This is a genomic window from Enhydrobacter aerosaccus (assembly GCF_900167455.1).
GTDB lineage: Bacteria > Pseudomonadota > Alphaproteobacteria > Reyranellales > Reyranellaceae > Reyranella > Reyranella aerosaccus.
The window spans coordinates 845,621-868,052 of sequence record NZ_FUWJ01000001.1 but is presented as its reverse complement, the minus strand read 5'-3'; the positions used below and the strand labels follow the sequence as shown (position 1 = coordinate 868,052).

The following is a 22,432-nucleotide window of genomic DNA, read 5'->3' as shown; positions in this document are numbered from 1 at the left end:
TCAGATCTTGTCGAGATCCCACTCCTCCGCGGAGGCGCCGGCCAGCGACTGGATCAGACCCTCGTCACCGGCCAGGGCCGCGGCAGGCCCGTGATGCACGACGACACCGTGATCCAGCACGTAGGCGGTGTCGGCGATCTCCAATGCCATGCGCACGTTCTGTTCGACGAGCAGCACGGTCATGCCCTCCCGCCTCATGCTGGTGACGATGCGGAACACGTCCTTGACGATCAGCGGCGCCAGTCCCTGCGATGGCTCGTCCAGGATCAGCACCTTCGGATTCAACAGCAGCGCGCGGGCGATGGACAGCATCTCCTGCTCGCCGCCCGAGAGCTGCCGCCCGCGATTGAGCCGCCGCTCCTCCAGCCGTGGAAACAGCTGATAGATGCGCGGGATGTCGAACGGCCCGGCATGGCCTTGCGGCACCTTGAGATTGTCCTCGACGGTGAGGTTGGGAAAGACGCGCCGCCCCTCGGGCACGTAGCCGACGCGCAGGCGCGCCACGCGATAAGGCGCCAGCTTCGCTGCTTCGGTGCCGAACACCTTGATCGAGCCCGACCGCGACGGCGTAAGCCCCATGATGCTTCGCATCATCGTCGTCTTGCCGGCACCGTTGCGCCCCAACAGCGTCGTGACGCTGCCCTCCTCGGCCACGAGGGAGACATCGTGCAGGATGTGGCTCTTGCCGTAGAAGGTGTTGAGCCCGCTGACCTCGATCGCGTTCATTCGGCTTTTCCCAGGTAGGCGTTCTGAACGTGCTCGTTGGCGCTGATCTCCTGCGGCGTGCCTTCGGCCAGCAACTTGCCCTCGGCCAGCACCGAGATGTGATCGGCCAGATGGAACACCACGCGCATGTCATGCTCGATCAGCACGATGGTGTATTTCGAATCGCGATGGAGGCGCCGGATCAGGCCCGTCACCTGATAGGTCTCCTCGTCCCCCATGCCGGCGGTGGGTTCGTCCAGGAGCAGCAGGCTGGGCTTGAGGGCAAGCGCCATGGCGATTTCCGCCGAGCGCTGGTCGCCATGCGACAGCTCCCCCACCAGGCGATCGGCCTTGGCTGTCAGGTTGGCCATCGCCATCACCTCCTCGGAAGCGTCGGTGACGCGCTTCTTGTCGGCGGCCCCGAGCCACGGGCGCAGGCTGAAGCCGAGGCCGGTCTCGACGGCGATGCGCGTGTTCTCCTTCACCGTGAGCTCGGGAAAGATCTCGGTGATCTGGAAGGTGCGGCCCATGCCCATCTTGACCCGGGTCGCGGCCGGAACGCGGCTGATGTCATGGCCGTCGAGCAGGATCTCGCCCGATGACGGCGGAAAGAAGCCGGTGATCAGGTTGAAGAACGTCGTCTTCCCGGCCCCGTTCGGGCCGATGATCGCCCGCAACTCGCCGTTCTCGACGCGCATGGACACGCCCGAAACGGCCTTGAGGTTACCGAAGTTCTTGGAAACGTTGCGGACCTCCAGCTTCGGCACCGTCCCGCTCATGCGGCGGACCTCTTCTGCAGCATGCCCATGAGTCCGCGTGGGAAGAATAGCACGACGAGCACGAACGCCATGCCGACGAAGAACATCCAGTTGGTGGTCATCGACGAGACATAGTCCTGCAGCATCACGAACAGCACGGCGCCGACCAGCGGCCCCCAGAAGGTGCGCATGCCGCCCATGACGGTGATCATCACGATGTTGCCCGACATGATGTAGTTGAGGCCGAGCGGATCGGCGAAGTTGTTCAACAGCGCATAGAGCGTGCCGGCCAGCGCCGTGAAGAAGCAGGAGATGGAGAAGGACAGCCAGATATGGCGCTCCACCGGCAGGCCGAGAAAGCGCGCCCGACGTTCGTTCTCACGGATCGCCAGAAGCGTTCGCCCGAACGGCGAAGCAAGGATCAGCGCCTGCAGGCCGACAGCGAGGCCGAATACGAACAGGACGAAGAAGTAGAAAAGCGTCTCGTTGCCCGCGATATCGATGCGGGTGAAGCCGAGATCGATCGGCGCCCGCAGGAAACCGCGCAAGCCGTCATAGCCGCCCGTGAAACTGTCCCACTTGTAGGCGATGTAGAAGCAGACCTGGCCGAAGGCGATCGTCACCATGGCGAAATAGACGCCGCGACGCCGCACCAGCAGCAGGCCGAACAGCGTGCCGGCGATGCCGCCCAGCAGCGTTCCGGCCAGCATGGCCAGCGGCGTCGAGGCCGCAACGTATTTCAGCGTCAGGCCGGCACCGTAGGCGCCGAGCCCGAAATAGGCCGCATGGCCGAAGCTCATGACGCCAGTGAAGCCCAGCAACATGTTGAAGCCCATCGCCGCCAGGGCGAAGACCAGCACGCGACCGGCGATCGCGGTGTAGCCGCCCAGCATCGGCAGCCACAGCGGCACCGTCAGCAGCAGGGCCCAGATGATGCCGAGCTGCAGGTAGGTGCGCGTCCCGGCCGGCCGGCCGGTAGTCATGGCGGTGCTCATGTCAGCATGCCCTCCTCGCCCAGCAATCCGCGCGGGCGGATCAGCAGGACGATCGCCATGATGATGTAGATGACCGCTTCGGCGCCGGCCGGATAGAACACCGTCGTGAGCGCCGCCGCGACGCCGATCAGCAGGCCGCCCAGCAGCGTGCCGGTCAGGCTGCCGACGCCACCGACGATGATGGCGATGAAGCTCGGCATGATCAGGTCGTCGCCCATATTGGGATTGAGCCCGATCTGCCCGGCGGCCAGGACGCCGGCGAGGCCAGCCAGGAAACTACCGACGGCGAAGTTGTAGGAGCGCAGCGCCGCGACATTGACCCCGAGCGCCGACACGGTGTCGAGGTCGAGCGTGCCGGCCCGGATGCGCATGCCGACCCGCGTGTAGCGCAGAAGGGCGAACAGGCCGCCGACGGCGGCGATCACGATGGCGACCATGAACACGCGATACCAGGTGACGAAGAACAGGTCCGCCGTGACCGGAATCGACAGGATATCGGGAATTCCCAGGGGCAGCGGACTGGGGCCCCAGAGATAGCGACAAGCGTCCTGCAGGATGAAGCCGAGGCCGAAAGTCAGCAGCAGGCTGTAGATGTGGTTGCGCGCATAGACGTGGCGGATCAGCAGCTTCTCGATCACGTAGCCGAAGACAGCCGTCAGGAACGGCGAAACGAGGAGCGCTCCCCAGAAGCCGAGATAGGGCGTGAGCGTGTAGGCAAGGTATCCGCCGATGGCGAGGAAATTCCCATGGGCGAAGTTCACGACGTTGCTGAGATTGATGATCAGCGACAGCCCAAGCGCCATCAGGACGTAAAAGGCGCCCACGATCAGCCCGTTGGTCAGATTAAACAGGACGAGTTGCAGCATCAGCCGACTCCGGACGGAAGTGCGAAAAAAACGCCGCCGGGAAAATCCGGCGGCGCTTGCGGCCAGCCTAGGAGGGCCAGACGAGCTTGCAGCCCGTCTCCTCCGCTGGGCCTGCCGCCTTCTCGCCTGTCACGATCTCTTCCACCTTGAACAGGTCGTCCGGTCCGTCCGGCCCGGGCGGATGGACCTGGCCCACGAAGATGTCGCTCATCAGCTGGTGGTCGCCGGCCCGGTACTTGATCTTGTTGGGCGACAGCGAGACATCGGGCGGCAGTTCGAGGTCGGACAGCGCCTGGGCCATCTTCACCGCCTCGAGGGTCTTGGCCTTTTCAGCCGCAAGCTTCACCGCTTGCAGCGAGACATAGGCCATCCAGTGGCGCGCCGTCGGCTTCCTGTTCCCGATCGAGGGTGAGATCGCATCGACGAATTCCTTCACCTGCGGAACATTGGGCTGGTTCCAGTACCATTCCATGACCCACCAGCCGGTCTGCGCCTCCTTCGGTACCGACCGGATCGCCTCGATCTCGAACAGCGCCCCGCCCAGCGCCATCTCCTTGGCCATGCCGAACTGCACGAACTGCTTCATGCAGTTGATCTGGGCCGCGCCGCCCATATTGTTCAGCAGCACATCCGGCTTGAAGGCCTTGGCCTTGATCAGGGTCGCCGAGAAATCGGCGTTGGCGATCGGAAGCATGTCGCCCTGCCATGTGCCGCCCAGCTTCTCGAGGTTCTTGACGAAGTTGGCCTGCAGCGTCTGGCCGTAGGCGTAATCCGGCGTGACGAAGAACCATTTCTTGCCGAAGCGCTTGACCAGTTCTCCCGTCACCGCAGCGGCGTCCATGGCCGTGGTGTTGCAGGTGCGGAAGGTATTCCACTTGCAGTCCTTGCCGGTGATCGGGTCGGTATGGCCACCCGGCACGATGTGCAGCACCTTCTTGTCGGACGTCACTCCCATGATCGCGTAGGCGATACCGGAGTTCACGTCGCCCATGATGACGTCGACCTTGTCGCGCTCGATCAGCTTATGGGCCTTCTGGACGCCGGTACCGGTGTCGTTGGCACTGTCCTCGACCAGAAGCTGGACCGGCCGGCCGAGAATGCCGCCCTTCTTGTTCATCTGGTCGACCGTCCATTTGGCGCCCTCGACCTCGCTGACCGCGAGGGCCGAGAGGCTGCCGGTGATCGGATCGATGAAGCCGATCTTCACTGGCACGTCGCCGCGCGCCTTGATGATGAATGGACTGCTGAGTTGAAGGCCGCCCACAGCCGCCGTGGCGGCCAGAAATTTGCGACGACCCGCCGTTAGCCTGATCCCGTCAGACATCGTTTGCCTCCCTAAGGCTAATGCAGGTCCCGCTTAGGCTTGTGCCCGCGTCCCGCTTTGCGAACGATATGCATTGCTAGACGGAAGACAATCATTACTTCGCGGAATTGCCCTCGAAGGGATGCTTTGACGCGGATTGAACACACTTGGGATAGGGGCTTTGGTCCGTCTCGGTGCGCCGCACGCGCGCCCTGACAACCGATCATTTCTGCCGCACCGCCTGCGGGCTTTTCCCTTAGCCCCGACCCGACCAAAGTGCTATCCAGCGTCACGCCTCTCCGGAACCGGCCCGGGGAGGCGTTTTCGTGTGTGATGGGAACCGCCGAAGGAAAAGACAATGGCCAACGTGGCAGTGATCGGCGCCCAGTGGGGCGACGAAGGCAAGGGCAAGATCGTGGACTGGCTGAGCGAGCGCGCCGAGGTCGTGGTGCGTTTCCAGGGCGGCCACAATGCCGGCCATACGCTGGTCATCGGCAACCAGACCTACAAGCTCGCCCTGCTGCCGTCGGGCGTGGTGCGCAAGGGCAAGCTGTCCATCGTCGGCAACGGCGTCGTCGTCGATCCCTGGCACTTCCTCGAAGAGGTGAAGAAGATCTCCGCTCAGGGCGTGTCGGTGACGCCGGAGACCCTCAAGATCGCCAATCACGCCGTGCTGATCCTGCCGCTGCACCGCGATCTCGACGGCTGGCGCGAGGACGTGCCCGGTACGATCAAGATCGGCACGACCCGCCGCGGCATCGGCCCGGCCTACGAAGACAAGGTGGGCCGGCGCGCCATCCGCGTCGGCGATCTCGCCGAACCCGAACAGCTGCGCAAGAAGATCGACACGCTGCTGGCGCACCATAATGCCTTGCGCCAGGGCCTCGGCAGACCAACCGTCGATGCGGAAGCGCTGTTTTCCGAGCTGCTGGAGCTTGCTCCGAAGATCCTGCCCTTCGCCGAGGATGTGTGGGAGCGCCTCGATGCCCTGCGCGCCGCCGGCAAGCGCATCCTGTTCGAGGGCGCGCAGGCCACCATGCTCGACATCGATCACGGCACCTATCCCTTCGTCACCTCCTCCAACACGGTGGCGGCGCAGGCCATGATCGGTTCCGGCATGGGCAACGGCGCCGTCGGCTACGTGCTCGGCATCGCCAAGGCCTACACCACGCGAGTCGGCGACGGCCCCTTCCCGACCGAGCTCAAGGACGAGATCGGCCAGCTCCTGGGCGATCGCGGCAACGAGTTCGGCACCAACACCGGCCGCCGCCGTCGCTGCGGCTGGTTCGACGCGGTGATGGTGCGCCAGGCTGTGAAGCTCAATGGCATCGACGGCATCGCGCTGACCAAGCTGGACGTGCTCGACGGCCTCAAGGAGATCAAGGTCTGCGTCGGCTACGAGCTCGACGGCAAGCGCATCGAGCGTTTTCCCTTCACCATGGGCGCACAGGCCAAGATCAAGCCCATCTGGGAGGAGTTCGAAGGCTGGGAGGAGAGCACCAGGGGCGCGCGTTCCTTTGCCGAACTGCCGGCCACCTGCATCAAGTATGTGCGCCGCATCGAGGAGCTGGTCGGCTGCCCGGTCGCGCTGCTGAGCACCTCGCCCGAGCGCGAGGACACGATCCTGGTGACGGACCCGTTCAGGGACTGACCGGTCGTCCCTCGTTCGCCAGGACGTCGCGCAGACGCGTTGCCGCCGTTCGCCCCAGCAGCAAAGGCTCGACCAGTCCCTCGAGCCTGATGCGTGTCGCGGAGCGCGAGACCGACTCGATATCCTTGAGCCGGTCCCGGTTGATGATCAGGGAGCGGCTCAGGCGCTGAAACGGCGGCGACGGCAGGCGGCTCTCGAAATGCCCTAACGTGCGCCAGATCAGGACCGATGACTGATCGGCAACGAAGACACGGGTGAAATCGTCTTCGGCGCGCAAGGCGACGATCTCGTCCGGCGGTACCAGCAACGAGCGCTTCGGAGTCTTGAGCTCGATGACTGTCGCGCCGTTGCGCGCCGATTCGGCCACAGCGAGCTGGCGCCGCACCCGGGTCAGCGACTCGGCCAGGCGCGCCGGATCGACCGGCTTCAGCAGATAGTCGACGGCATCGACGGCAAAGGCTTCCACCGCATATTCGGCATAGGCCGTCACGAACACGACGACCGGCGGCTCCGGCAAGGCGGCGAGGACATCGAAGCCGTTGCCGAACCCGAGATCGATGTCGAGAAAGACGAGCTGCGGATGCAGCCGCTCGATCGCACTCACCGCTTCGGCGGCAGTCTCGGCCTCGCCGACGATCTCGAGGTCGGGATGGGCCGACAGCAGGCGACGCATCTCCTGCCGGGCGAGCGGCTCGTCGTCGACGATCAGTGTCCGGAGCACGGCTCGCCTTCCAGAACCAGCGTCGCGATCACGCTATTGTCCTCGGGTTTCACCTCGCCGTCACGGTGAAGCTGACGCAAGCTGAACTGGTGACGCCCCGGGTAATGCAGGGCGAGCCGGCGCCGCACATTCTCGAGACCGAGCGGTGCCCGGTGGCGGAGGCGGTCGACGCTCGGCGCCAGCGTGCCCGAGTTCTCGATCTCTATCTTCAGGGCATTGCCGGCCAGACGGATCTCGATCCTGACCCGCCGCACCGTATCGCGATTGCCGTACTTGACGGCATTCTCGACCAGCGGCTGGAGAAGGAAGCTGGCGATCCGATGCGATGTCGCGGCCGGATCCACATCGACCTCGGCCTGCAGCCGCCGACCGAAGCGCGCGCGCTGGACGCGCAGATAGGCCGACAATCCCTCGACCTCGGCCGCCACGGTCACCACGGTCTGGTGAATTCCCGCCAGCGAATGGCGCAGATAGGCCGTGAGATCGCGCAGCATCGCCAGCGCGGCGACCGGCTCGCGCGGAATTTCCGCCGCGACGCCGTTCAAGGCATTGAACAGGAAATGCGGATCGAGCTGCAGCCGCAGCTCCTCGAGTTCGGCCCGGAGCGCAACTGCCTCCGCCGCCAAGGCGCGCCGATGCTCGTCCTGCCGGGCCGTCTCGGCGTGGGCCCAGAAGTAGCAAAGGCTCCACGCGGCGAAGGCGAGGAAATAGCGCACCGCCGGGATCACCAGAGGATCCTTTCCCAGCTCCGCGGTTCCGGATGCGGCATGGATGAAGAAGAGCAGCACGACCATGACCGCCGAGGCGGCCACCGAGGACAGAACGACGATGACCAGGAGGCGAAGCGTCAGTTCAGGCTTCTGGGCCTGCGCGGCATAGATCGCCCGCAACCCCATGGACAAGGCGACCAGCGCCGGCGCGATCACCAGCGTCGCCAGCAGCGAAAACAGGAAGGTGTCGTGGGTCAAATGCCGGTCGATCAGCTGGCGGTCGGCCAGATCCATCAGGACGAAGGCGCCCCATCCCAGACTCTGCGCCTTCCAGAAGCGCGGCAGGCGCTTCCACCAGGCTTCGATCGACTCGATTGCCGTATCCAACACGTTGTCGCCCCTCGCAGCCGGAGACATCGGTTTCCGGCTTCGACCCTGCGCCTATACCTATCGTCTTCCCCCGGCCCACCGCAATGCCTGCGCTCATCGACGCGAGTCGCTCGCAAATAGCTTTGCGACGCAGGATGCAACTGTCGCTTCACCGAGTTGTTTGCCCGCTTCACCGAGTTGCCGGCGGCACCCCCATCTTCGCTAAACCAGTGTTGATATGGTTCGTCGGCGCATCCGCCGCGACGAGGAGCTTGATGACGACGACCGCGATCACCTGGGCTTGGGGAACCAACACGCAGCTCAACTTCAACCCGGCAACCGACACGCTGAACTTCGGCTGGTTCCAGGGCGGCCAATTCACAGTGGCTGAAGTCAACGGCTCGGTGGTGATCTCGATCCCGTCGAACAACCAGACCTACACGCTCGAGAATGTAACGCTGAGCCAGCTGCATCTCTCCAATATCGTTGCCAACGACTCGACGGCGATCAGCGAGTGGACGACGGTCCTCAACGGCGCGAGCAGCGGCGGCACGACGACTGGTGGTACGACGACGGGCGGAACGACAACGGGCGGCACGACGACGGGCGGAACCACTGGCGGCACGACGACGGGCGGAACGACAACGGGCGGGACGACGACAGGTGGCACCACGACAGGTGGGATGACCGGTGGTTCAATCCCGGCCTGGTCCTCGACTATCGCCTATACGGCGGGCATGGAAGTCACCGAGAACGGCGTGACCTACGTCGCCAACTGGTGGAACAAGGGCACCGATCCGGCAGCGAACAGCGGCATCGCGGGTGCGAGCGGCGTGCCCTGGACCATCGTCTCCGGCGGCAGCACCCAGCCGGCGGCGTGGTCTGCGACCAGCGTCTACACGGCCGGCCAGGAAGTGGTCGAGAACGGCGTGATCTACAAGGCGAACTGGTGGACGGAAGGCTCCGATCCCGCGACCCACACCGGGTCGGGTCAGCCCTGGACGGTGGTCGGAGCGACGGGATCGAGCAGCGAGTCCGTTCCGACCGTGCCGGTGCATCTCGCTTCCACCGCCACGACCGCCAGCGCTGCGGTGCTGAGCTGGGATGCATCCACCGTGCCTGGTGGGGGAACCGTCACGAACTACGCCGTCTACGAGAACGGCCATCAGGTCGGCACCACGACCGGCACTAGCTATACTGTCACCGGCCTGACCGCCAATACCGACTACCAGTTCAGCGTGGCGGCGATCGACCTTGCGGGATCGTCCGCCCAGTCGAGCGCCATCACCGTTCACACCGCGGTGGCGACGAGCACCGGGGGAACCACGACCATCGCCCATGAGTTCTCGCCCTATATCGACATGTCGATGGGTGTCGATGCCGACCTGAGCGCGATCTCGAAGGCTTCCGGCGTCGAGAACTTCACCCTCGCCTTCGTGCTCAGTTCGTCGGAAGGCATTGGCTGGGGCGGAACCGGCTCGATCACCAACGACACGCTGTCCAACGGCACGACCATCCAGCATCAGGTCGAAGCCATCCAGGCGGCAGGCGGCAACATCACCATCTCGTTCGGCGGCGCCAATGGCCAGGAGCCGGCACTCACCGCGACCAGCGCCTCGCAGCTGCAGGCCGAGTACCAGTCGGTGATCGATCGCTACCACGTGAACTCGATCGACTTCGACATCGAGGGAGCAGCAGTGTCCGATCAACATTCGATCACGCTGCGTGACGCCGCGCTGGTCGGGCTCGAAGCGGCCAATCCCAATCTCAAGGTCACCTATACCCTGCCCGTCCTGCCGACCGGCCTCGATGCCAACGGCCTGAACGTGCTCCAGAATGCGGTCAAGGATGGCGTCAAGGTCAACGTCGTGAACATCATGGCGATGGATTACGGCCCCGCGGTCGACAATGGCGGCCAGATGGGGCAGGACGCCATCAACGCCGTGATCGCCACCGAGAAGCAGCTCGCCAGCATCGGGCTGGCGGCAAAGATCGGCGTCACCGTGATGATCGGCGTGAATGATGTCGCGGGCGAGACCTTCACGCTCGCCGACGCCCAGTCCCTGGTCAACTACGCCAAGACCGACTCCCATGTGGTCGAGCTGTCGATGTGGTCGATGGCGCGCGACAACGGCAACACGGCCGGCGCCCATTACGCCTCGCCGGACAGCAGCGGCGTGGCCCAGACGCAGTACCAGTACTCGTCGATCCTGCACCAGTTCGAGGTGACGAGCTGACCGGCTCGTGACGGAGGCTGCACTGCGTCCCGCATCATCGGAACTTGCGAAGGCCCTCGCCTCATGCCGTGGGGCCTTCGTGGGCATCGGCGTGTTCAGCGGCGTCCTGAACATCCTGTATCTCACAGGGTCGTTCTTCATGCTCGAGGTCTACGATCGGGTGCTGCCCAGCCGCAGCGTCCCGACGTTGGTCGGCCTCGCCGCCCTCGCCCTGCTCCTCTACGCCTTCCAGGGCCTGCTCGACATCATCCGCGGCCGCACGCTGCAACGTGTCGCCCGATTCGTCGACGACACCGTGAGCCTAAGGATCTACCGCATCGTCGTCAGACTGCCGCTGCTGGCTCCCGCGGCACGTGGCGTGCAGCCACTCCAGGAGCTGGATAACATCCGCTCCTTCATGGCGACGGTCGGACCGGCGGCGCTGTTCGACCTGCCATGGATCCCGCTCTATCTGGCAATCTGCTTCCTGTTCCATCCGCTGATCGGCGCCGCCGCGACCGTCGGCGGCCTGCTGCTGGTCGGCATCACCCTTCTCACCGAATTCATGACACGGGCGCCGGCGCGCGAGGCAGGCGCCCTGGCAAGCCGCCGGAGCGGCCTCGCGGATTCCAGCCGACGCAACGCGGAGGCCGTGCAGGCGATGGGCATGGCCGGCCGGCTCGGGACGCGCTGGAACGAGATCAACCAGCGCTATCTCGATACGCAGCAGCGCGCCGCCGACATCGCCATCGGTCTGGGCTCGATCTCGAAAGTGCTGCGCATGGTGCTGCAATCGGCCGTTCTCGGCATCGGCGCCTATCTCGTGATCAATCAACAGGCGACAGCGGGCATCATCATCGCCAGCTCGATCCTGACGGCCCGCGCCCTCGCTCCCGTCGAACTCGCCATCTCGCAGTGGCGCGGCTTCGTTGCCGCTCGCCAGAGCTGGCACCGGCTGGCCGATCTCCTGAACAAGATCCCGGCTGACCGTGAGCCCCTGCCGCTGCCCAAGCCGTCGCACTCCGTGGTGCTCGAGGCCGTGACGGTGGTGCCGCCGGGCTCGGGCCGCGTCGCCGCCCACGAGGTAACGTTCCAGCTCACGGCCGGGCATGGGCTCGGCATCGTGGGCCCCAGCGCTTCCGGCAAGTCGTCCCTGGCCCGTGCGATCGTGGGTGTGTGGGTGCCTGCAGCCGGAAAGATCCGGCTCGATGGCGCGGCGCTGGACCAGTGGGCACCGGAGGCGCTGGGGCAGCATATCGGCTACCTGCCCCAGGATATGGAGCTGTTCGCCGGCAGCGTGGCGCAGAACATCGCCCGCTTCGACCCACGGCCCGATGCCGAATCCGTCATTGCCGCGGCCAAGGCCGCCGGCGTCCACGAGCTGATCCTCGGCCTGCCCGACGGATACGAGACGCAGATCGGAGACGGCGGCACGAATCTCTCGACCGGGCAGCGCCAGAGGATCGGCCTCGCCCGCGCCCTCTATGGCGATCCGTTTCTGGTGGTGCTCGACGAGCCCAACTCCAACCTCGACAAGGAAGGCGACGAGGCCCTGACGCAGGCAATCCTCGGCGTACGCAAACGTGGCGGCATCGTCATCGTGATCGCCCATCGTCCGAGCGCGCTTGCCGGAGTCGACACGGTGCTGGTGATGCGCGTCGGCCGCCAGCAGGCGTTCGGCCCGCTCGAGGTTGCCCAGGGCCACACCACGGCACCGACCCCGCTGCGAACCAGCGGAGCCATCGCATGACAGCGCGGCAGTCGATACGGCGTCATCTGGCCGGCGGCGTAGCCACGGTCCTGCTGATCGTCGGCGGCATCGGCGGCTGGGCCGCGGTCACCGAACTGGCCGGGGCGGTCATTGCGCCCGGCCAACTGGTCGTCGATTCGAGCGCCAAGAAGGTCCAGCATCCGACCGGCGGCGTGGTGGCCGACCTGCGGGTAAAGGACGGCGACCAGGTCAAGGCGGGCGACATCCTGGTGCGGCTCGACGATACGCAGACCCGCGCCAATCTCGCGGTTCTGACCAAGGCGCTCGACGAGCTCGCGGCCCGCCAGGCGCGCGACGAGGCCGAGCGGGACGGGTCGGACAAGGTGACATTCCCCGCCGAGCTTGTCGCACGCCAGGGCGATCGCGAGATCGACAAGACCATGGCCGGCGAGCAAAGGTTGTTCGAGATCCGACATGCCGCGCGCGAAGGACAAAAGGCCCAGCTGCGCGAGCAAATCGCGCAGCTCGAGCAGCAGATCGCCGGCAACGTCGAACAGACCACCGCCAAGACCAAGGAGATCGACTGGGTCCAGCAGGAGCTCAAGGGCGTCAACGAACTGTGGACGAAGAATCTGATCCCCTTCAGCAAGGTCACCACCCTGCAACGTGATGCGGCGCGGCTGCTGGGCGAGCGCGGCGCACTGATTGCCACCGTCGCCCAGGCCAAGGGCCGCATCGCCGAGATCCAGCTCAAGATCCTCCAGATCGACGACGATCTGCGCACCGAGGTCGGCAAGGATCTGTCGGAAATCCGGGCCAAGAAATCGGAACTGAGCGAGAAGCGCGTCGCGGCGGAGGATCAGCTGAAGCGCGTCGATCTCCTGGCGCCGCAAGACGGCAAGGTCTTCCAGGCTACGGTGCATACGGTCGGCGGTGTCATTCAGCCGGGCGAGACGGTCATGCTCATCGTGCCCAATAGCGACAGGCTGGTCATCGACGCCAAGCTGCCGCCGCACAATATCGACCAGGTCCATCTCGGCCAGCGTGCGACCTTGCGCTTTCCCGCCTTCGACCAGCGCACCACGCCGGAGATCGAGGGCGAAGTCGTCCGCATCGGGGCCGACGTGACTCAGGACGACAAGAAGAACGAATCGTACTATTCGGTGCGCATCACCCTGTCCGACGACGAGGTCGGACGATTGGGCAGCGTGGCGCTGATCGCGGGCATGCCGGCGGAAGCCTTCATCGGCACCGGCTCCCGCACCGCCCTCTCCTATCTCGTGAAGCCGATGCGCGACCAGATCGCGCGCGCCTTCAAGGAACGGTAGCGGCGCGCCCTCACTGCTGAACCGGCGGCCGCCGGCGGCGCGGCGGCGGCTGGTCGGACGAATCAGCGGCAGGCGCGTCATCGGCGGGCCTGCTGACACTACCGGGATCCGGGGCGGGCTTCGCCGCCGCTGTTTCCACACCAACAGGGCCGAAGCTACGCGCCGGCCGGAAGCCTGTACTGGACCCTAATCCTGGCTGCTGTGCGAAGGACCTCGCCTGCGTGCCAAGGGAGGACGCAAAGGTGCGGCCGGGCGAGAAGCTGCGCGCCGGCAGCAAGCCCGACTGCGGCTTGAAGGCAAGCGATTCCGCCCAACGCTCGGCCAAGGTATTCCTCGGCGGCGCCACACCTCCGCCGCCAGGCCGCTGCACGGCCAAAGTCGATTCCATCGTCGCGAACGCGTTCCACTGGTCGGGTGGAGGCGTCGTCACCCATGGCTTTTCGGGCCCGCCCGGGCCGGCCAGCGACGGCAAGGCACTGTCCGGCTTCGAGTCGCCCAAGGGGACCGGCTTGGCCTGGTTCGATCCAGTCTGCGCCGCGGCTGGCAGGGCAGCCGCAGCCAACAAGACTGTCAGCGCGGATAGAAAGCGGAACATGGCTTTGCCTGATCGTCGGAACAATGAAACTCAGATGCTCAAATCAAGGAGATTATAGTCCCTGATGCCGGCTTTGGCAGCCGTATCCCAGCGATAGGTCAGGCCTTCGTCGAGGTGCGGCTTGTAGACATAAGGGGTCTCGCCGGGAAAACGTTGCCGGCGGGCATCGATGGCATAGCCGATCAGACGGGCGCGCTCACGGATGCGATCGGCATCGTACACGGCTTCCTTGTTGTGGACACCACCGGCCTTCACGCCCAACACCGACCCGCGACGATGGAATCCGAAGTTCACCGTCACGCGCCAGTCCTTGCTGGTATTGGCAAAGGAGCCGTGCAGGGATTGGCGGTTGGTAATAGCGACATCGCCGGGCGCGGCGATGATCGGCACGGCGTCAGGCAAACGCTCGCTGCCCGCCGCGGCGACCTTGGCCTTGATGTCGATCCTGCCGAGCTTGTGCGAACCCGGCACGACCCAGACGCCGTTGGCGGCCGTGCAGCCATAGAGCTGGGCCATGAAGTTGAAGCCGTGCGTGCCCTCGTCCCACTCCGGACTGTCCCAGTGCGTGGTGCCATCCTGGTGCCACGCGACCGACGCCCCTCGCCCAGGCTCCTTGATGAACAGCGCCTCGTTGAAGGGAGCGAAGTCCGGCCCGTTGAAGGCAGCGGCGACGGCGAGGAGCTGCGGATGACCGTAGACGCGCAGCGCCGCTTCCGAGAACTGCAGCGAACCCAGGATCAGGTAGACCACTTCCTTGGGAGCGTCCTTCGCCGCCTGCGGTTCGAACATCTTCACCGGATGCCGGCCGTTGGCGAGATCGGTACCGCCGAAGGGATCGCCCAACGGCTTGGACCAGAGCAGGGTCGGCGCAGCGCAGTCGCTTGCCAGCGCCGGCCACCCCTTGGCATCGACTTTGGCGCCGCGCTCCACCGGCAGCCGGTCGAGAATATCCTTGACGTCGCGCTCGATGTCGGCGAGTTCGTCTGCCTTCAGCACGCCCTCGAAGACATAGAAGCCGCAACGCCAATAGGCCTCAACGATGTCGGGGTGGAGTTCGCCCGAGGCTGTGAACCGGATGGGGCCGCGATTGCCCAGCGCAAGAGCGCGCTTCTCGCCCTCCCGCAGATAGGCCTGCATGGCCGCTTCTTCGGATCCGTAACCGATGCCGTCCATGGCATTTCCTCCGGGATGTTCTTCTTTCCCGAAGGATAACGCCCGGCAGCGAAGGCTGACAAAGCCTTCTTGGCCTTCCCCTTGGCGCATTCCGCCAAGGGGAAGGCACTAAGCCTACTCCACGCTCACCAGCGAGAGGTCCACGAACCAGGACTGCGGCGAGACGAAGCCCTTCACCTTCTTGCTCATGGCGCGGGGGTTGAGGTCGTGGACGATGTAGAGCCAGGGCGGATTGTCGACCAGCCGCTCATGGGCGAGCGCGTAATACTTGTTGTACGTCGCCTCGTCGGTGGCCTCGGAGAGCTTGGCCATGGCGTCCTCGAACTTGTCGTCCTTCCACTGCTCGAAGTTCGAGCCATTGGGCGAAAAGTTGGCGGCCGCGAAGTAGCGATACATGGCGCCCGCATCGCTCGAGGGCGAGCTGACATTGAGCCCCATCGCGCCGTTCAACATCGGCGCATCCGGCGCGGCGCGGCTGGCATTCAGCAGCACCTGCCATTCCACGGCGTCGATCTTCACGTCGACATTGCAGGCCTGCTTGAGATTCTCCTGCAGCGCCTCGTTCATCGGCAACGGCAGCATCTGGCCCGAGCCCGAGGTCGAGATCATGACCTTGAAGGACAGCGGATGCTTGTCGTCGAAGCCGGCCTCGGCGAGAAGCTTCTTGCCCTTGGCCGGATCGAAACTGTAGCGGTTCTCGGGCTTGCCGAAGGCGACGTCGTTCGGCTTCAGCCAGCCGACGCTGGGCTCTGCCGTGCCGTTCAGGAGGCCGACGATGGCGTTGCGATCGACGCAGTAGTTCAGCCCCTGGCGCACGCGAACGTCCTTCAGCGGGCTGTCCTTGGCACCGATATTGTAGAACCACGGCCAGACGTGCGGATACGAGCCGGTGGTGATCACGAAGCCGGCCTGCTTGAGCGAGGGGATGCCGTCCGGCGGCGGCACCTCGACCCAATCGACCTGACCCGAGCGCAGCGCGGCCAATCGGGTATTGGCCTCGGGGATCGGCATCAGGACGACCTGGTCGACCTTCGCCATGCGCTTGGGGTCCCAGTAATCGGCGTTCTTGGCCAGCGTCACCGACTGGCGCTGCACCACCTTGGTGATCTTGAACGGGCCGGTGCCGGCTCCGCCGATGGCCGCGACCTTGCCCCAGTCCTTGCCGTTCTTCTCGAACGTCGCCGGCGAGGAGAAGATCATGTAGGGCATCATCCACTGGAAGAATGAGGCCACGATCGTGGTGCTGATGGCGACGGTGTAGTCGTCGATCTTCTTGTAGCTCGCCACGATCGGAATACGCGACCGCATGATGCCCGAGGCATTGGCCTCGAACTGCGGGCTGTCCTTGTTGAAGATGCGCTCGAGATTCCAGATCACCGCATCGGCATTGAAGTCGACGCCGTCATGGAACTTCACGCCCTTGCGCAGATGAAAGATCCAGGTCTTCTTGTCATCCGGCGATTGCTCCCAGCTCTCCGCCAGCCCCGGCACCAGCTTGACCGGTCCGGTCGTGGTGAGATCGAAGGCAATGAGGCCCTCGAAGATCGGGAAACCCAGAAAGCGCATGCCCTCGAAGCCGTTGTTGGGCATGCCTGTCGTGGTCGGAATGTCCGACGCCGTCATGGCGATGCGCAGCGTGCTGTCGGCATAGGCTGCCGGCGCAGCGAGCATCGACGCCGCCATTACGGACAAGAGGGATAGACGGAAACGGCGCATGAAGATTTCCTGTTAAGGCCTCGACGACCGCCTCCATGCAAGAGGCGGGCCGATCTCTGCGCGGCTGGTTTTCGCATCGCGGCGAACCTGTCGCATTCGGGGTGGTGGACCCATTCCGGCAGGTCGCCCCGCGCGCTACCTTCCCGCCTCCAAGGAGGAAGCAATGCCCGATGCGCGCGTGACCAATACCATTACCGGCCGCGACGCCTTTCTGCGCGTCCTGAGCGACGAAGGCGTGGTCAAGATGTTCGGTAATCCCGGCACCACCGAGCTGCCGATCATGCACGCCCTCTCCTCGGCCCCGGAGATGGGCTACGTGCTGGCGCTGCAGGAGGCCATCGTCATCGCCATGGCCGACGGCTATGCCCGTGCCTCGGGCAAGCTGGTCTCCTGCAATGTCCATGTCGCGCCGGGCCTCGGCAATGCCATCGGCTCGATCTACACGTCCTTCATGTCGGGCACGCCGATGATCGTCACCGCGGGCCAGCAGGAGCAGGGTCACGGCCTGACCGAACCGCTGCTCTATGCCCCGCTCGTTCCGATCGCCCAGCCCGTGGTGAAATGGGCAACGGAGGTGAACCGCATCGAGGACCTGCCGCGCATCCTGCGCCGCGCCGCCAAGGTGGCGACCACGGCGCCGACCGGCCCGGTCTTCATCTCCCTGCCCGGCGACATCCTCAACAACGAGGCGGCCATCGATCTCGGCGCAGCGACTCGCGTCGATACGGCGGTGCGGCCCTCCGACGATGCGCTCGAACATCTGGCCAGGCGCCTGCTGACCGCGAAGAACCTCGTGATCGTCGCCGGCCCCGAGATCGCCTCGGCCGACGCCTTCGCCGAGGCGGCGGCGCTGGCGGAGACGCTGGGCGCGCCGGTGCTTCATCAGACGGTCGGCTACGGCGCGCACTTCCCGAGCGAACATCCGGCTTACATCGGCGCGCTCAATCGCGACCAGAAGCGCGTGCGTCAGATCCTGTCCGAATACGATCTCATGTTCTGCGTCGGCTCCGACGTCCTGAAAATGTCTGTGTGGAGCGAGGTCGAGCCGCTGCCGGAAACGACCAAGGTGGCCATGTTGGGGCTGCGCGACTGGGAGATGGGCAAGAATTTCCCGGCCGAGATGGCGCTGCGCGCCGATGTGAAGGAGACGCTGAAGGCATTGGTGCCGCTCCTGAAGAAGCTGGGCGGCGACGCCCTCGCCGCCAAAGCCAAGGCCAATCTCACGGCGTTGGCATCCAGGAACTGGAGCGCCCAGCGAGCCCAGCGCCTGAAGGCGCTGCCCAAGCCGGTTACGGGCGAGCCCTTGCCGGGCGAATGGGTCATGGCCGAGCTTACCGAGCGGCTGCCGAAGAACGCCATCATCGTCGAGGAAGGACTGACGACCGCCACAACGCTTCCGAACTACTTTGCCTACCGCGACCGCAACAGCTTCTTCGGCAATGTGAGTGGCGGCATCGGCTGGGGCATCGCGGCCGCTGTCGGCGTGGCGATCGCCGAGCCCAAGCGCCGCGTGGTGGCCGTGATCGGCGACGGCAGCGCCATGTATTCCATCCAGGCGCTGTGGAGCGCCGCCAACCTCAAGCTGCCGATGACCTTCCTCATCTGCAACAACGGCGGCTACCAGATCCTCAAGAACCGGCTGAAGCTCTTCCACGGTAACGATACGCCGATCGGCATGGATTTCGTCGATCCACCGATCGATGCGACCAAGATCGCACAGGGCTTCGGCGTCGCGGCCGAGCGCGTCGATACAGCGGAAGGCTTCTCCGCTGCGTTGCACAAGTCGCTGGCGACCAGCACGGGGCCGACACTGATCGAAGTCATGGTGAAAAAGGCGGGTTAGGGCCCGATCCATAGGCTCGCGGGGTCACGTTCCCTCTCGGCCACGTGCGTCCCGCATCTGCGAATGCGAGTCGCGCCATATCTCTCTCGCTTTACGTGCAGCGCTTCTGCTGTATCGTTGCACGTGCGACCTCGGGGGAGAGAACATGCGGATCGCCGGAACAACCAGCCGCAGCCACGTCGGCAACGGGCGCGGCTGCCACTCGTGCCATTGTGGCACTGCCATAATGGCCCCTGAGTCCTGCGGCAGAGGCAGGAGCTGATCCATGGCTGCCTCCTCCATTGCCGGCGACAAGACGAAAACATCCGATGCCGATCTCGAAAAGCTGCCGCTCCGCGACGTCCTGGCGAAACTCACGGTCGATCCGACGCAAGGCTTGACCGCCGCCGAGGCGCAGAAGCGACTGGACCATTACGGCCCCAATGCGCTGGCCGAGAAAACTGAGAGCTTCGCGCTCAAGCTCATCCGGCATTTCATGGGACCGATCGCCTACATGATCGAGGCGGCGGCGCTGGTCTCGGCAGTCATCGGCCATTGGGAGGATTTCGCCATCATCCTCGGGCTGCTCCTGTTCAACGTCGCGCTGGAGCTTTGGCAGGATCGCAAGGCCTCCAATGCCTTGGCCGCCCTGAAGAAGGGATTGGCGCCCGAGGCCACGGCCTTGCGAGACGGCAAATGGCAGACGATCGATGCGGCGGTCCTCGTGCCCGGCGACATCGTCAAGATCCGACTCGGCGTCATCGTGCCCGCCGATCTGCGCATGGTGAGTGGCGACTACGCCTCGATCGACCAAGCGGCGCTCACCGGCGAGTCGCTTCCTGTGGCCAAGAAGGTGGGTGATGCCGCCTACTCTGGCAGTGTCGTCAAGCAAGGCGAGATGGAAGCCGTCGTCATCGCCACCGGCTCCAGTACCTTCTTCGGCCGCACCGCCAAGCTGGTCGCCGGGGCTGGCGCGGTCAGCCATGCCCAGCAAGCGATGTTCCAGATCGGCAACTTCCTGATCGCCATCGCAGTGGTCCTGGCGGCCATCATGGTGGCTGTTAAAGTCTACCATGACATCGTGATCGCCGACACGTGGGGCCTCAAGGATGCATTGGGCATCCTGCAGTTCGTGCTCGTCCTGCTCGTGGCCTCGATCCCGGTGGCGATGCCGACCGTGTTCTCGATCACCATGGCGCTGGGGGCGTTGGCGCTGTCGCGCGAGAAGGCGATCGTGTCCAAACTGTCGGCGATCGAGGAGATGGCCGGAGTCTCCATTCTCTGCTCGGACAAGACCGGCACACTGACCAAGAATCAGCTCAAGCTCGGTGAGCCGATCCTGCTCGCGGCCGCAGATGCTCAGGACTGTATCCTTGCCGGCGCGTTGGCCTCACGCGCCGAGGACCGGGACGCGATCGATACGGCGGTCATCGACGCCCTCGCCGACCGAGACGCGCTGCAGCCCTGGAAACAGCTCAAGTTCGTGCCGTTCGATCCGGTCACGAAGCGAACCGAGGCGACCGTTGCCGACGCGTCTGGCCACAAGATCGTCGTCGCCAAGGGCGCGCCTCAGGCCATCGTCGATCTCGCCAGGCCGTCGAAGGACATTGCCGACAGGGTCACGCAGACCGTTGCCGCCCTGGCGGCCAAGGGGTCGCGGGCGCTGGGTGTTGCGCGCTCGACCGACGAGGGGCAGAGCTGGACCGTGCTCGGCATCCTGCCAATGTTCGATCCGCCGCGCGACGACTCCAAGGCAACGATCGAGCGCGCCAATGCCAAGGGTGTCAGCGTCAAGATGGTAACAGGCGACGACACCGCCATCGCCATTGAGACCGCTCGCCAGCTCGGCATGGGAACCAACATCATCCCTGCGGCCGACGCCTTCCCAAAGGACATGGATCCGAACAACGTCCCGCCGCAGATCGTCGATGCCATCGAGCGCGCCGATGGATTTGCCCGCGTCTTCCCGGAGCACAAGTACGCCATCGTCAAGGCTCTGCAGTCGCGCGGCCACATCGTTGCGATGACGGGCGACGGCGTGAACGATGCGCCGGCGCTGAAGCAGGCCGATTGCGGTACCGCCGTCTCGGGAGCGACCGATGCTGCGCGTGGCGCGGCGGCGTTGATCCTGACGGCACCGGGCCTGTCGGTCATCAACAGCGCCATCGACGAGGCACGGCGGATCTTCGCCCGCATCACCAGCTACACGATCTACCGCGTGACGCTGACCATGGACATCATGTTCCTGGTGGTGCTGTCCTCGATCTTCCTCGGCTTCCAGCCGCTCACGGCGGTGATGATCGTCGTCATGTCGCTGCTCGACGATCTGCCGATCATGGCCATCGCCTATGACAACACGCGCGTGAGCGAAAAGCCCATCCGCTGGAAGCTGCCCCGGCTGCTGGGCGTGTCGGCAACGCTCGGCTTCTTCTCGATCGTGCAGTCATTCGGATTGCTGCTGATCGGAATGGAAATCATCGGACACCCCGCACACGGCGCCGCGCTTGGCCTCGGCACCACGCATCAGCTTCAGACGGTCATGTTCCTGCAACTGGTCGCCGGTGGCCATCTGCTGCTGTTCGTCACGCGCACCGAGCGCTGGTTCTTCCTGCCGCCCTTCCCCGCGGCCACCCTGTTCTGGGCGATCGTTGCGACCCAGATCGTAGCCGTCGTGATGTGCGCTGCCGGATGGCTGGTCGAACCGATTTCGTGGCGTCTCATTGGCGCCATCTGGGCCTACAACATCGCCTGGCTGTTCGTCATGGGCGCGGCACGCCTGGCAACGGAACGGTTCGCGGACTATCGGACCGACCGTCACCTTGCCAGTACGCAGATGGTCAATCAGCCCCTGCGCACCGCCCCGTAACCGCAGCCAGACACAGGCGCCCCCTTCGGGGCCGCCATTCGGAGAGGAAAAATATGAGCTACGCCAAGGATCTGATCGTCCCGCCCGGCAAGAAGGTCAAGCTCAAGGACATCGACCCCGGCTACCACGGCACACACGAATCGAGCGACAAGGCCCTGCCCGATCTCCAGCACTACATGGAGAAGATCAAGGCCCTGCAATATACGATGTATGCCGAGCGCGGCCATTCGCTGCTGATCGTCCTGCAGGGTATCGATGCCGCCGGCAAGGACGGCGTCTGTCGCCACGTGATCGATGCCATGAACCCGCAGGGTTGTTCGGTCGTCGGCTTCAAGCAGCCGTCGGCCGAAGAACAAGCGCACGATTTCCTGTGGCGCATCCACCCGCACACGCCGGCTCGCGGCCGCACGGCGATCTTCAACCGCTCCCATTACGAGGACGTTCTGGTCGTGCGCGTGCACAAGCTCGCGCCGGAGCCTGTATGGTCGAAGCACTACGAGCAGATCAATGCCTTCGAATCGCTCCTGACCCACAACAACACGACGATCCTGAAGTTCTTTCTTTACATCTCCAAGGACGAGCAGCTGGCGCGCTTCAAGCAGCGTCTCGACGACCCGTCCCGGCAATGGAAGATCAGCGAGAGCGACTACACGGAACGCGCATACTGGGACGACTATATCTCGGCCTATGAGGACATGCTGGAGCGCTGCTCGACCGAGAAGGCGCCGTGGTACGTGATTCCGTCCAACCACAAATGGTTCCGCAATCTCGCCGTATCGCAGATCATGAGTGAGGCGATGGAGAAGATGGACATGAAGATGCCCAAGCCCACCGTCGACCTTGCCCATATCCGCAAGGCCTATCATAAGGCCGAGAAGGAATGAGACCCGCGTCGCATCCGCGACGTCGGGAACCGATTGAAGAATT

At 64.9% G+C, this 22,432-nt stretch carries 17 protein-coding genes; 8 read left to right on the top strand and 9 right to left on the bottom strand.

The window, feature by feature from the left end:
• The 5 genes from B5D62_RS04030 to B5D62_RS04010 form a co-directional block, all read right to left on the bottom strand.
• Positions 1–726 (bottom strand): ABC transporter ATP-binding protein, encoded by a 726-nt coding sequence (locus tag B5D62_RS04030; RefSeq protein ID WP_085932505.1) that lies wholly within the window; start codon positions 724–726, stop codon positions 1–3.
• Entirely contained in the window at positions 723–1,484 is a 762-nt protein-coding gene (locus B5D62_RS04025; protein ID WP_085932504.1) for an ABC transporter ATP-binding protein, read from the bottom strand. Before B5D62_RS04025 ends, B5D62_RS04030 begins: the two co-directional genes overlap by 4 nt.
• A complete protein-coding gene (locus tag B5D62_RS04020) occupies positions 1,481–2,458 on the bottom strand; it encodes a branched-chain amino acid ABC transporter permease (RefSeq protein WP_085932503.1) in 978 nt (325 codons plus the stop codon). Before B5D62_RS04020 ends, B5D62_RS04025 begins: the two co-directional genes overlap by 4 nt.
• Complete coding sequence (locus B5D62_RS04015) at positions 2,455–3,324, bottom strand: branched-chain amino acid ABC transporter permease (RefSeq protein WP_085932502.1); 870 nt, start codon at positions 3,322–3,324, stop codon at positions 2,455–2,457. Before B5D62_RS04015 ends, B5D62_RS04020 begins: the two co-directional genes overlap by 4 nt.
• A gap of 67 nt (positions 3,325–3,391) precedes the next feature.
• The gene (locus tag B5D62_RS04010) at positions 3,392–4,648 is read right to left on the bottom strand and encodes an ABC transporter substrate-binding protein (protein WP_085932501.1); all 1,257 of its coding nucleotides are present in this window, start codon (positions 4,646–4,648) and stop codon (positions 3,392–3,394) included.
• 337 nt (positions 4,649–4,985) lie between these two features.
• On the opposite strand from B5D62_RS04010, the gene B5D62_RS04005 reads away from it, so the two are divergent.
• On the top strand, positions 4,986–6,278 hold the full coding sequence (locus B5D62_RS04005) for an adenylosuccinate synthase (protein ID WP_085932500.1): 1,293 nt from the start codon (positions 4,986–4,988) through the stop codon (positions 6,276–6,278).
• On the opposite strand, the gene B5D62_RS04000 is transcribed toward B5D62_RS04005, so the two are convergent.
• Both B5D62_RS04000 and B5D62_RS03995 read right to left on the bottom strand, forming a co-directional pair.
• Positions 6,268–6,999, bottom strand: coding sequence for a LytR/AlgR family response regulator transcription factor (locus tag B5D62_RS04000; protein ID WP_085932499.1), 732 nt, complete (start codon positions 6,997–6,999; stop codon positions 6,268–6,270). The genes B5D62_RS04005 and B5D62_RS04000 overlap by 11 nt on opposite strands.
• On the bottom strand, positions 6,984–8,099 hold the full coding sequence (locus tag B5D62_RS03995; protein ID WP_170920774.1) for a sensor histidine kinase: 1,116 nt from the start codon (positions 8,097–8,099) through the stop codon (positions 6,984–6,986). Before B5D62_RS03995 ends, B5D62_RS04000 begins: the two co-directional genes overlap by 16 nt.
• Positions 8,100–8,353: 254 nt before the next feature.
• Between B5D62_RS03995 and B5D62_RS03990 the strand changes: the two genes are divergently transcribed.
• The 4 genes from B5D62_RS03990 to B5D62_RS03975 all read left to right on the top strand — a co-directional run bounded on the left by B5D62_RS03990 (position 8,354) and on the right by B5D62_RS03975 (position 13,986).
• Positions 8,354–10,315, top strand: coding sequence for a carbohydrate-binding protein (locus B5D62_RS03990; protein WP_139373713.1), 1,962 nt, complete (start codon positions 8,354–8,356; stop codon positions 10,313–10,315).
• A 7-nt stretch (positions 10,316–10,322) separates the two neighbouring features.
• Positions 10,323–12,044 carry a type I secretion system permease/ATPase gene (locus B5D62_RS03985; protein WP_218190934.1) on the top strand — a complete coding sequence of 574 codons (1,722 nt, stop codon included), beginning with the start codon at positions 10,323–10,325 and terminating at the stop codon, positions 12,042–12,044.
• Positions 12,041–13,333: an HlyD family type I secretion periplasmic adaptor subunit gene (locus B5D62_RS03980; protein ID WP_085932496.1), complete on the top strand. Its 1,293-nt coding sequence runs from the start codon at positions 12,041–12,043 to the stop codon at positions 13,331–13,333. Before B5D62_RS03985 ends, B5D62_RS03980 begins: the two co-directional genes overlap by 4 nt.
• A 242-nt stretch (positions 13,334–13,575) precedes the next feature.
• The gene (locus B5D62_RS03975; RefSeq protein WP_085932495.1) at positions 13,576–13,986 is read left to right on the top strand and encodes a hypothetical protein; all 411 of its coding nucleotides are present in this window, start codon (positions 13,576–13,578) and stop codon (positions 13,984–13,986) included.
• Here B5D62_RS03975 and B5D62_RS03970 read toward each other — a convergent pair.
• A complete protein-coding gene (locus tag B5D62_RS03970) occupies positions 13,959–15,101 on the bottom strand; it encodes a phytanoyl-CoA dioxygenase family protein (protein WP_085932494.1) in 1,143 nt (380 codons plus the stop codon). The two genes, B5D62_RS03975 and B5D62_RS03970, sit on opposite strands and share 28 nt — an antisense overlap.
• 114 nt (positions 15,102–15,215) lie before the next feature.
• Positions 15,216–16,817 carry an ABC transporter substrate-binding protein gene (locus tag B5D62_RS03965; RefSeq protein ID WP_085932493.1) on the bottom strand — a complete coding sequence of 534 codons (1,602 nt, stop codon included), beginning with the start codon at positions 16,815–16,817 and terminating at the stop codon, positions 15,216–15,218.
• Between the two features lie 178 nt (positions 16,818–16,995).
• Here B5D62_RS03965 and B5D62_RS03960 point away from each other — a divergent pair, with 178 nt between their 5' ends.
• The 3 genes from B5D62_RS03960 (at position 16,996) to B5D62_RS03950 (ending at position 22,389) form a co-directional block, all read left to right on the top strand.
• Entirely contained in the window at positions 16,996–18,660 is a 1,665-nt protein-coding gene (locus B5D62_RS03960) for a thiamine pyrophosphate-binding protein (RefSeq protein ID WP_419188778.1), read from the top strand.
• A gap of 265 nt (positions 18,661–18,925) precedes the next feature.
• Positions 18,926–21,505, top strand: a complete 2,580-nt coding sequence (locus B5D62_RS03955; protein WP_085932491.1) for a plasma-membrane proton-efflux P-type ATPase — start codon at positions 18,926–18,928, stop codon at positions 21,503–21,505.
• Between the two features lie 53 nt (positions 21,506–21,558).
• The gene (locus B5D62_RS03950) at positions 21,559–22,389 is read left to right on the top strand and encodes a polyphosphate kinase 2 family protein (RefSeq protein WP_085932490.1); all 831 of its coding nucleotides are present in this window, start codon (positions 21,559–21,561) and stop codon (positions 22,387–22,389) included.
• The last annotated feature ends 43 nt before the right edge of the window (positions 22,390–22,432 follow it).

What these genes read in the sequence shown, in the direction of transcription:
- B5D62_RS04030 (WP_085932505.1), bottom strand. Translation starts at nt 726, where the DNA reads ATGAACGCGATCGAGGTCAGCGGGCTCAACACCTTCTACGGCAAGAGC.
- B5D62_RS04025 (WP_085932504.1), bottom strand. Translation starts at nt 1,484, where the DNA reads ATGAGCGGGACGGTGCCGAAGCTGGAGGTCCGCAACGTTTCCAAGAAC.
- B5D62_RS04020 (WP_085932503.1), bottom strand. Translation starts at nt 2,458, where the DNA reads ATGAGCACCGCCATGACTACCGGCCGGCCGGCCGGGACGCGCACCTAC.
- B5D62_RS04015 (WP_085932502.1), bottom strand. Translation starts at nt 3,324, where the DNA reads ATGCTGCAACTCGTCCTGTTTAATCTGACCAACGGGCTGATCGTGGGC.
- B5D62_RS04010 (WP_085932501.1), bottom strand. Translation starts at nt 4,648, where the DNA reads ATGTCTGACGGGATCAGGCTAACGGCGGGTCGTCGCAAATTTCTGGCC.
- B5D62_RS04005 (WP_085932500.1), top strand. Translation starts at nt 4,986, where the DNA reads ATGGCCAACGTGGCAGTGATCGGCGCCCAGTGGGGCGACGAAGGCAAG.
- B5D62_RS03990 (WP_139373713.1), top strand. Translation starts at nt 8,354, where the DNA reads ATGACGACGACCGCGATCACCTGGGCTTGGGGAACCAACACGCAGCTC.
- B5D62_RS03980 (WP_085932496.1), top strand. Translation starts at nt 12,041, where the DNA reads ATGACAGCGCGGCAGTCGATACGGCGTCATCTGGCCGGCGGCGTAGCC.
- B5D62_RS03970 (WP_085932494.1), bottom strand. Translation starts at nt 15,101, where the DNA reads ATGGACGGCATCGGTTACGGATCCGAAGAAGCGGCCATGCAGGCCTAT.
- B5D62_RS03965 (WP_085932493.1), bottom strand. Translation starts at nt 16,817, where the DNA reads ATGCGCCGTTTCCGTCTATCCCTCTTGTCCGTAATGGCGGCGTCGATG.
- B5D62_RS03955 (WP_085932491.1), top strand. Translation starts at nt 18,926, where the DNA reads ATGGCTGCCTCCTCCATTGCCGGCGACAAGACGAAAACATCCGATGCC.
- B5D62_RS03950 (WP_085932490.1), top strand. Translation starts at nt 21,559, where the DNA reads ATGAGCTACGCCAAGGATCTGATCGTCCCGCCCGGCAAGAAGGTCAAG.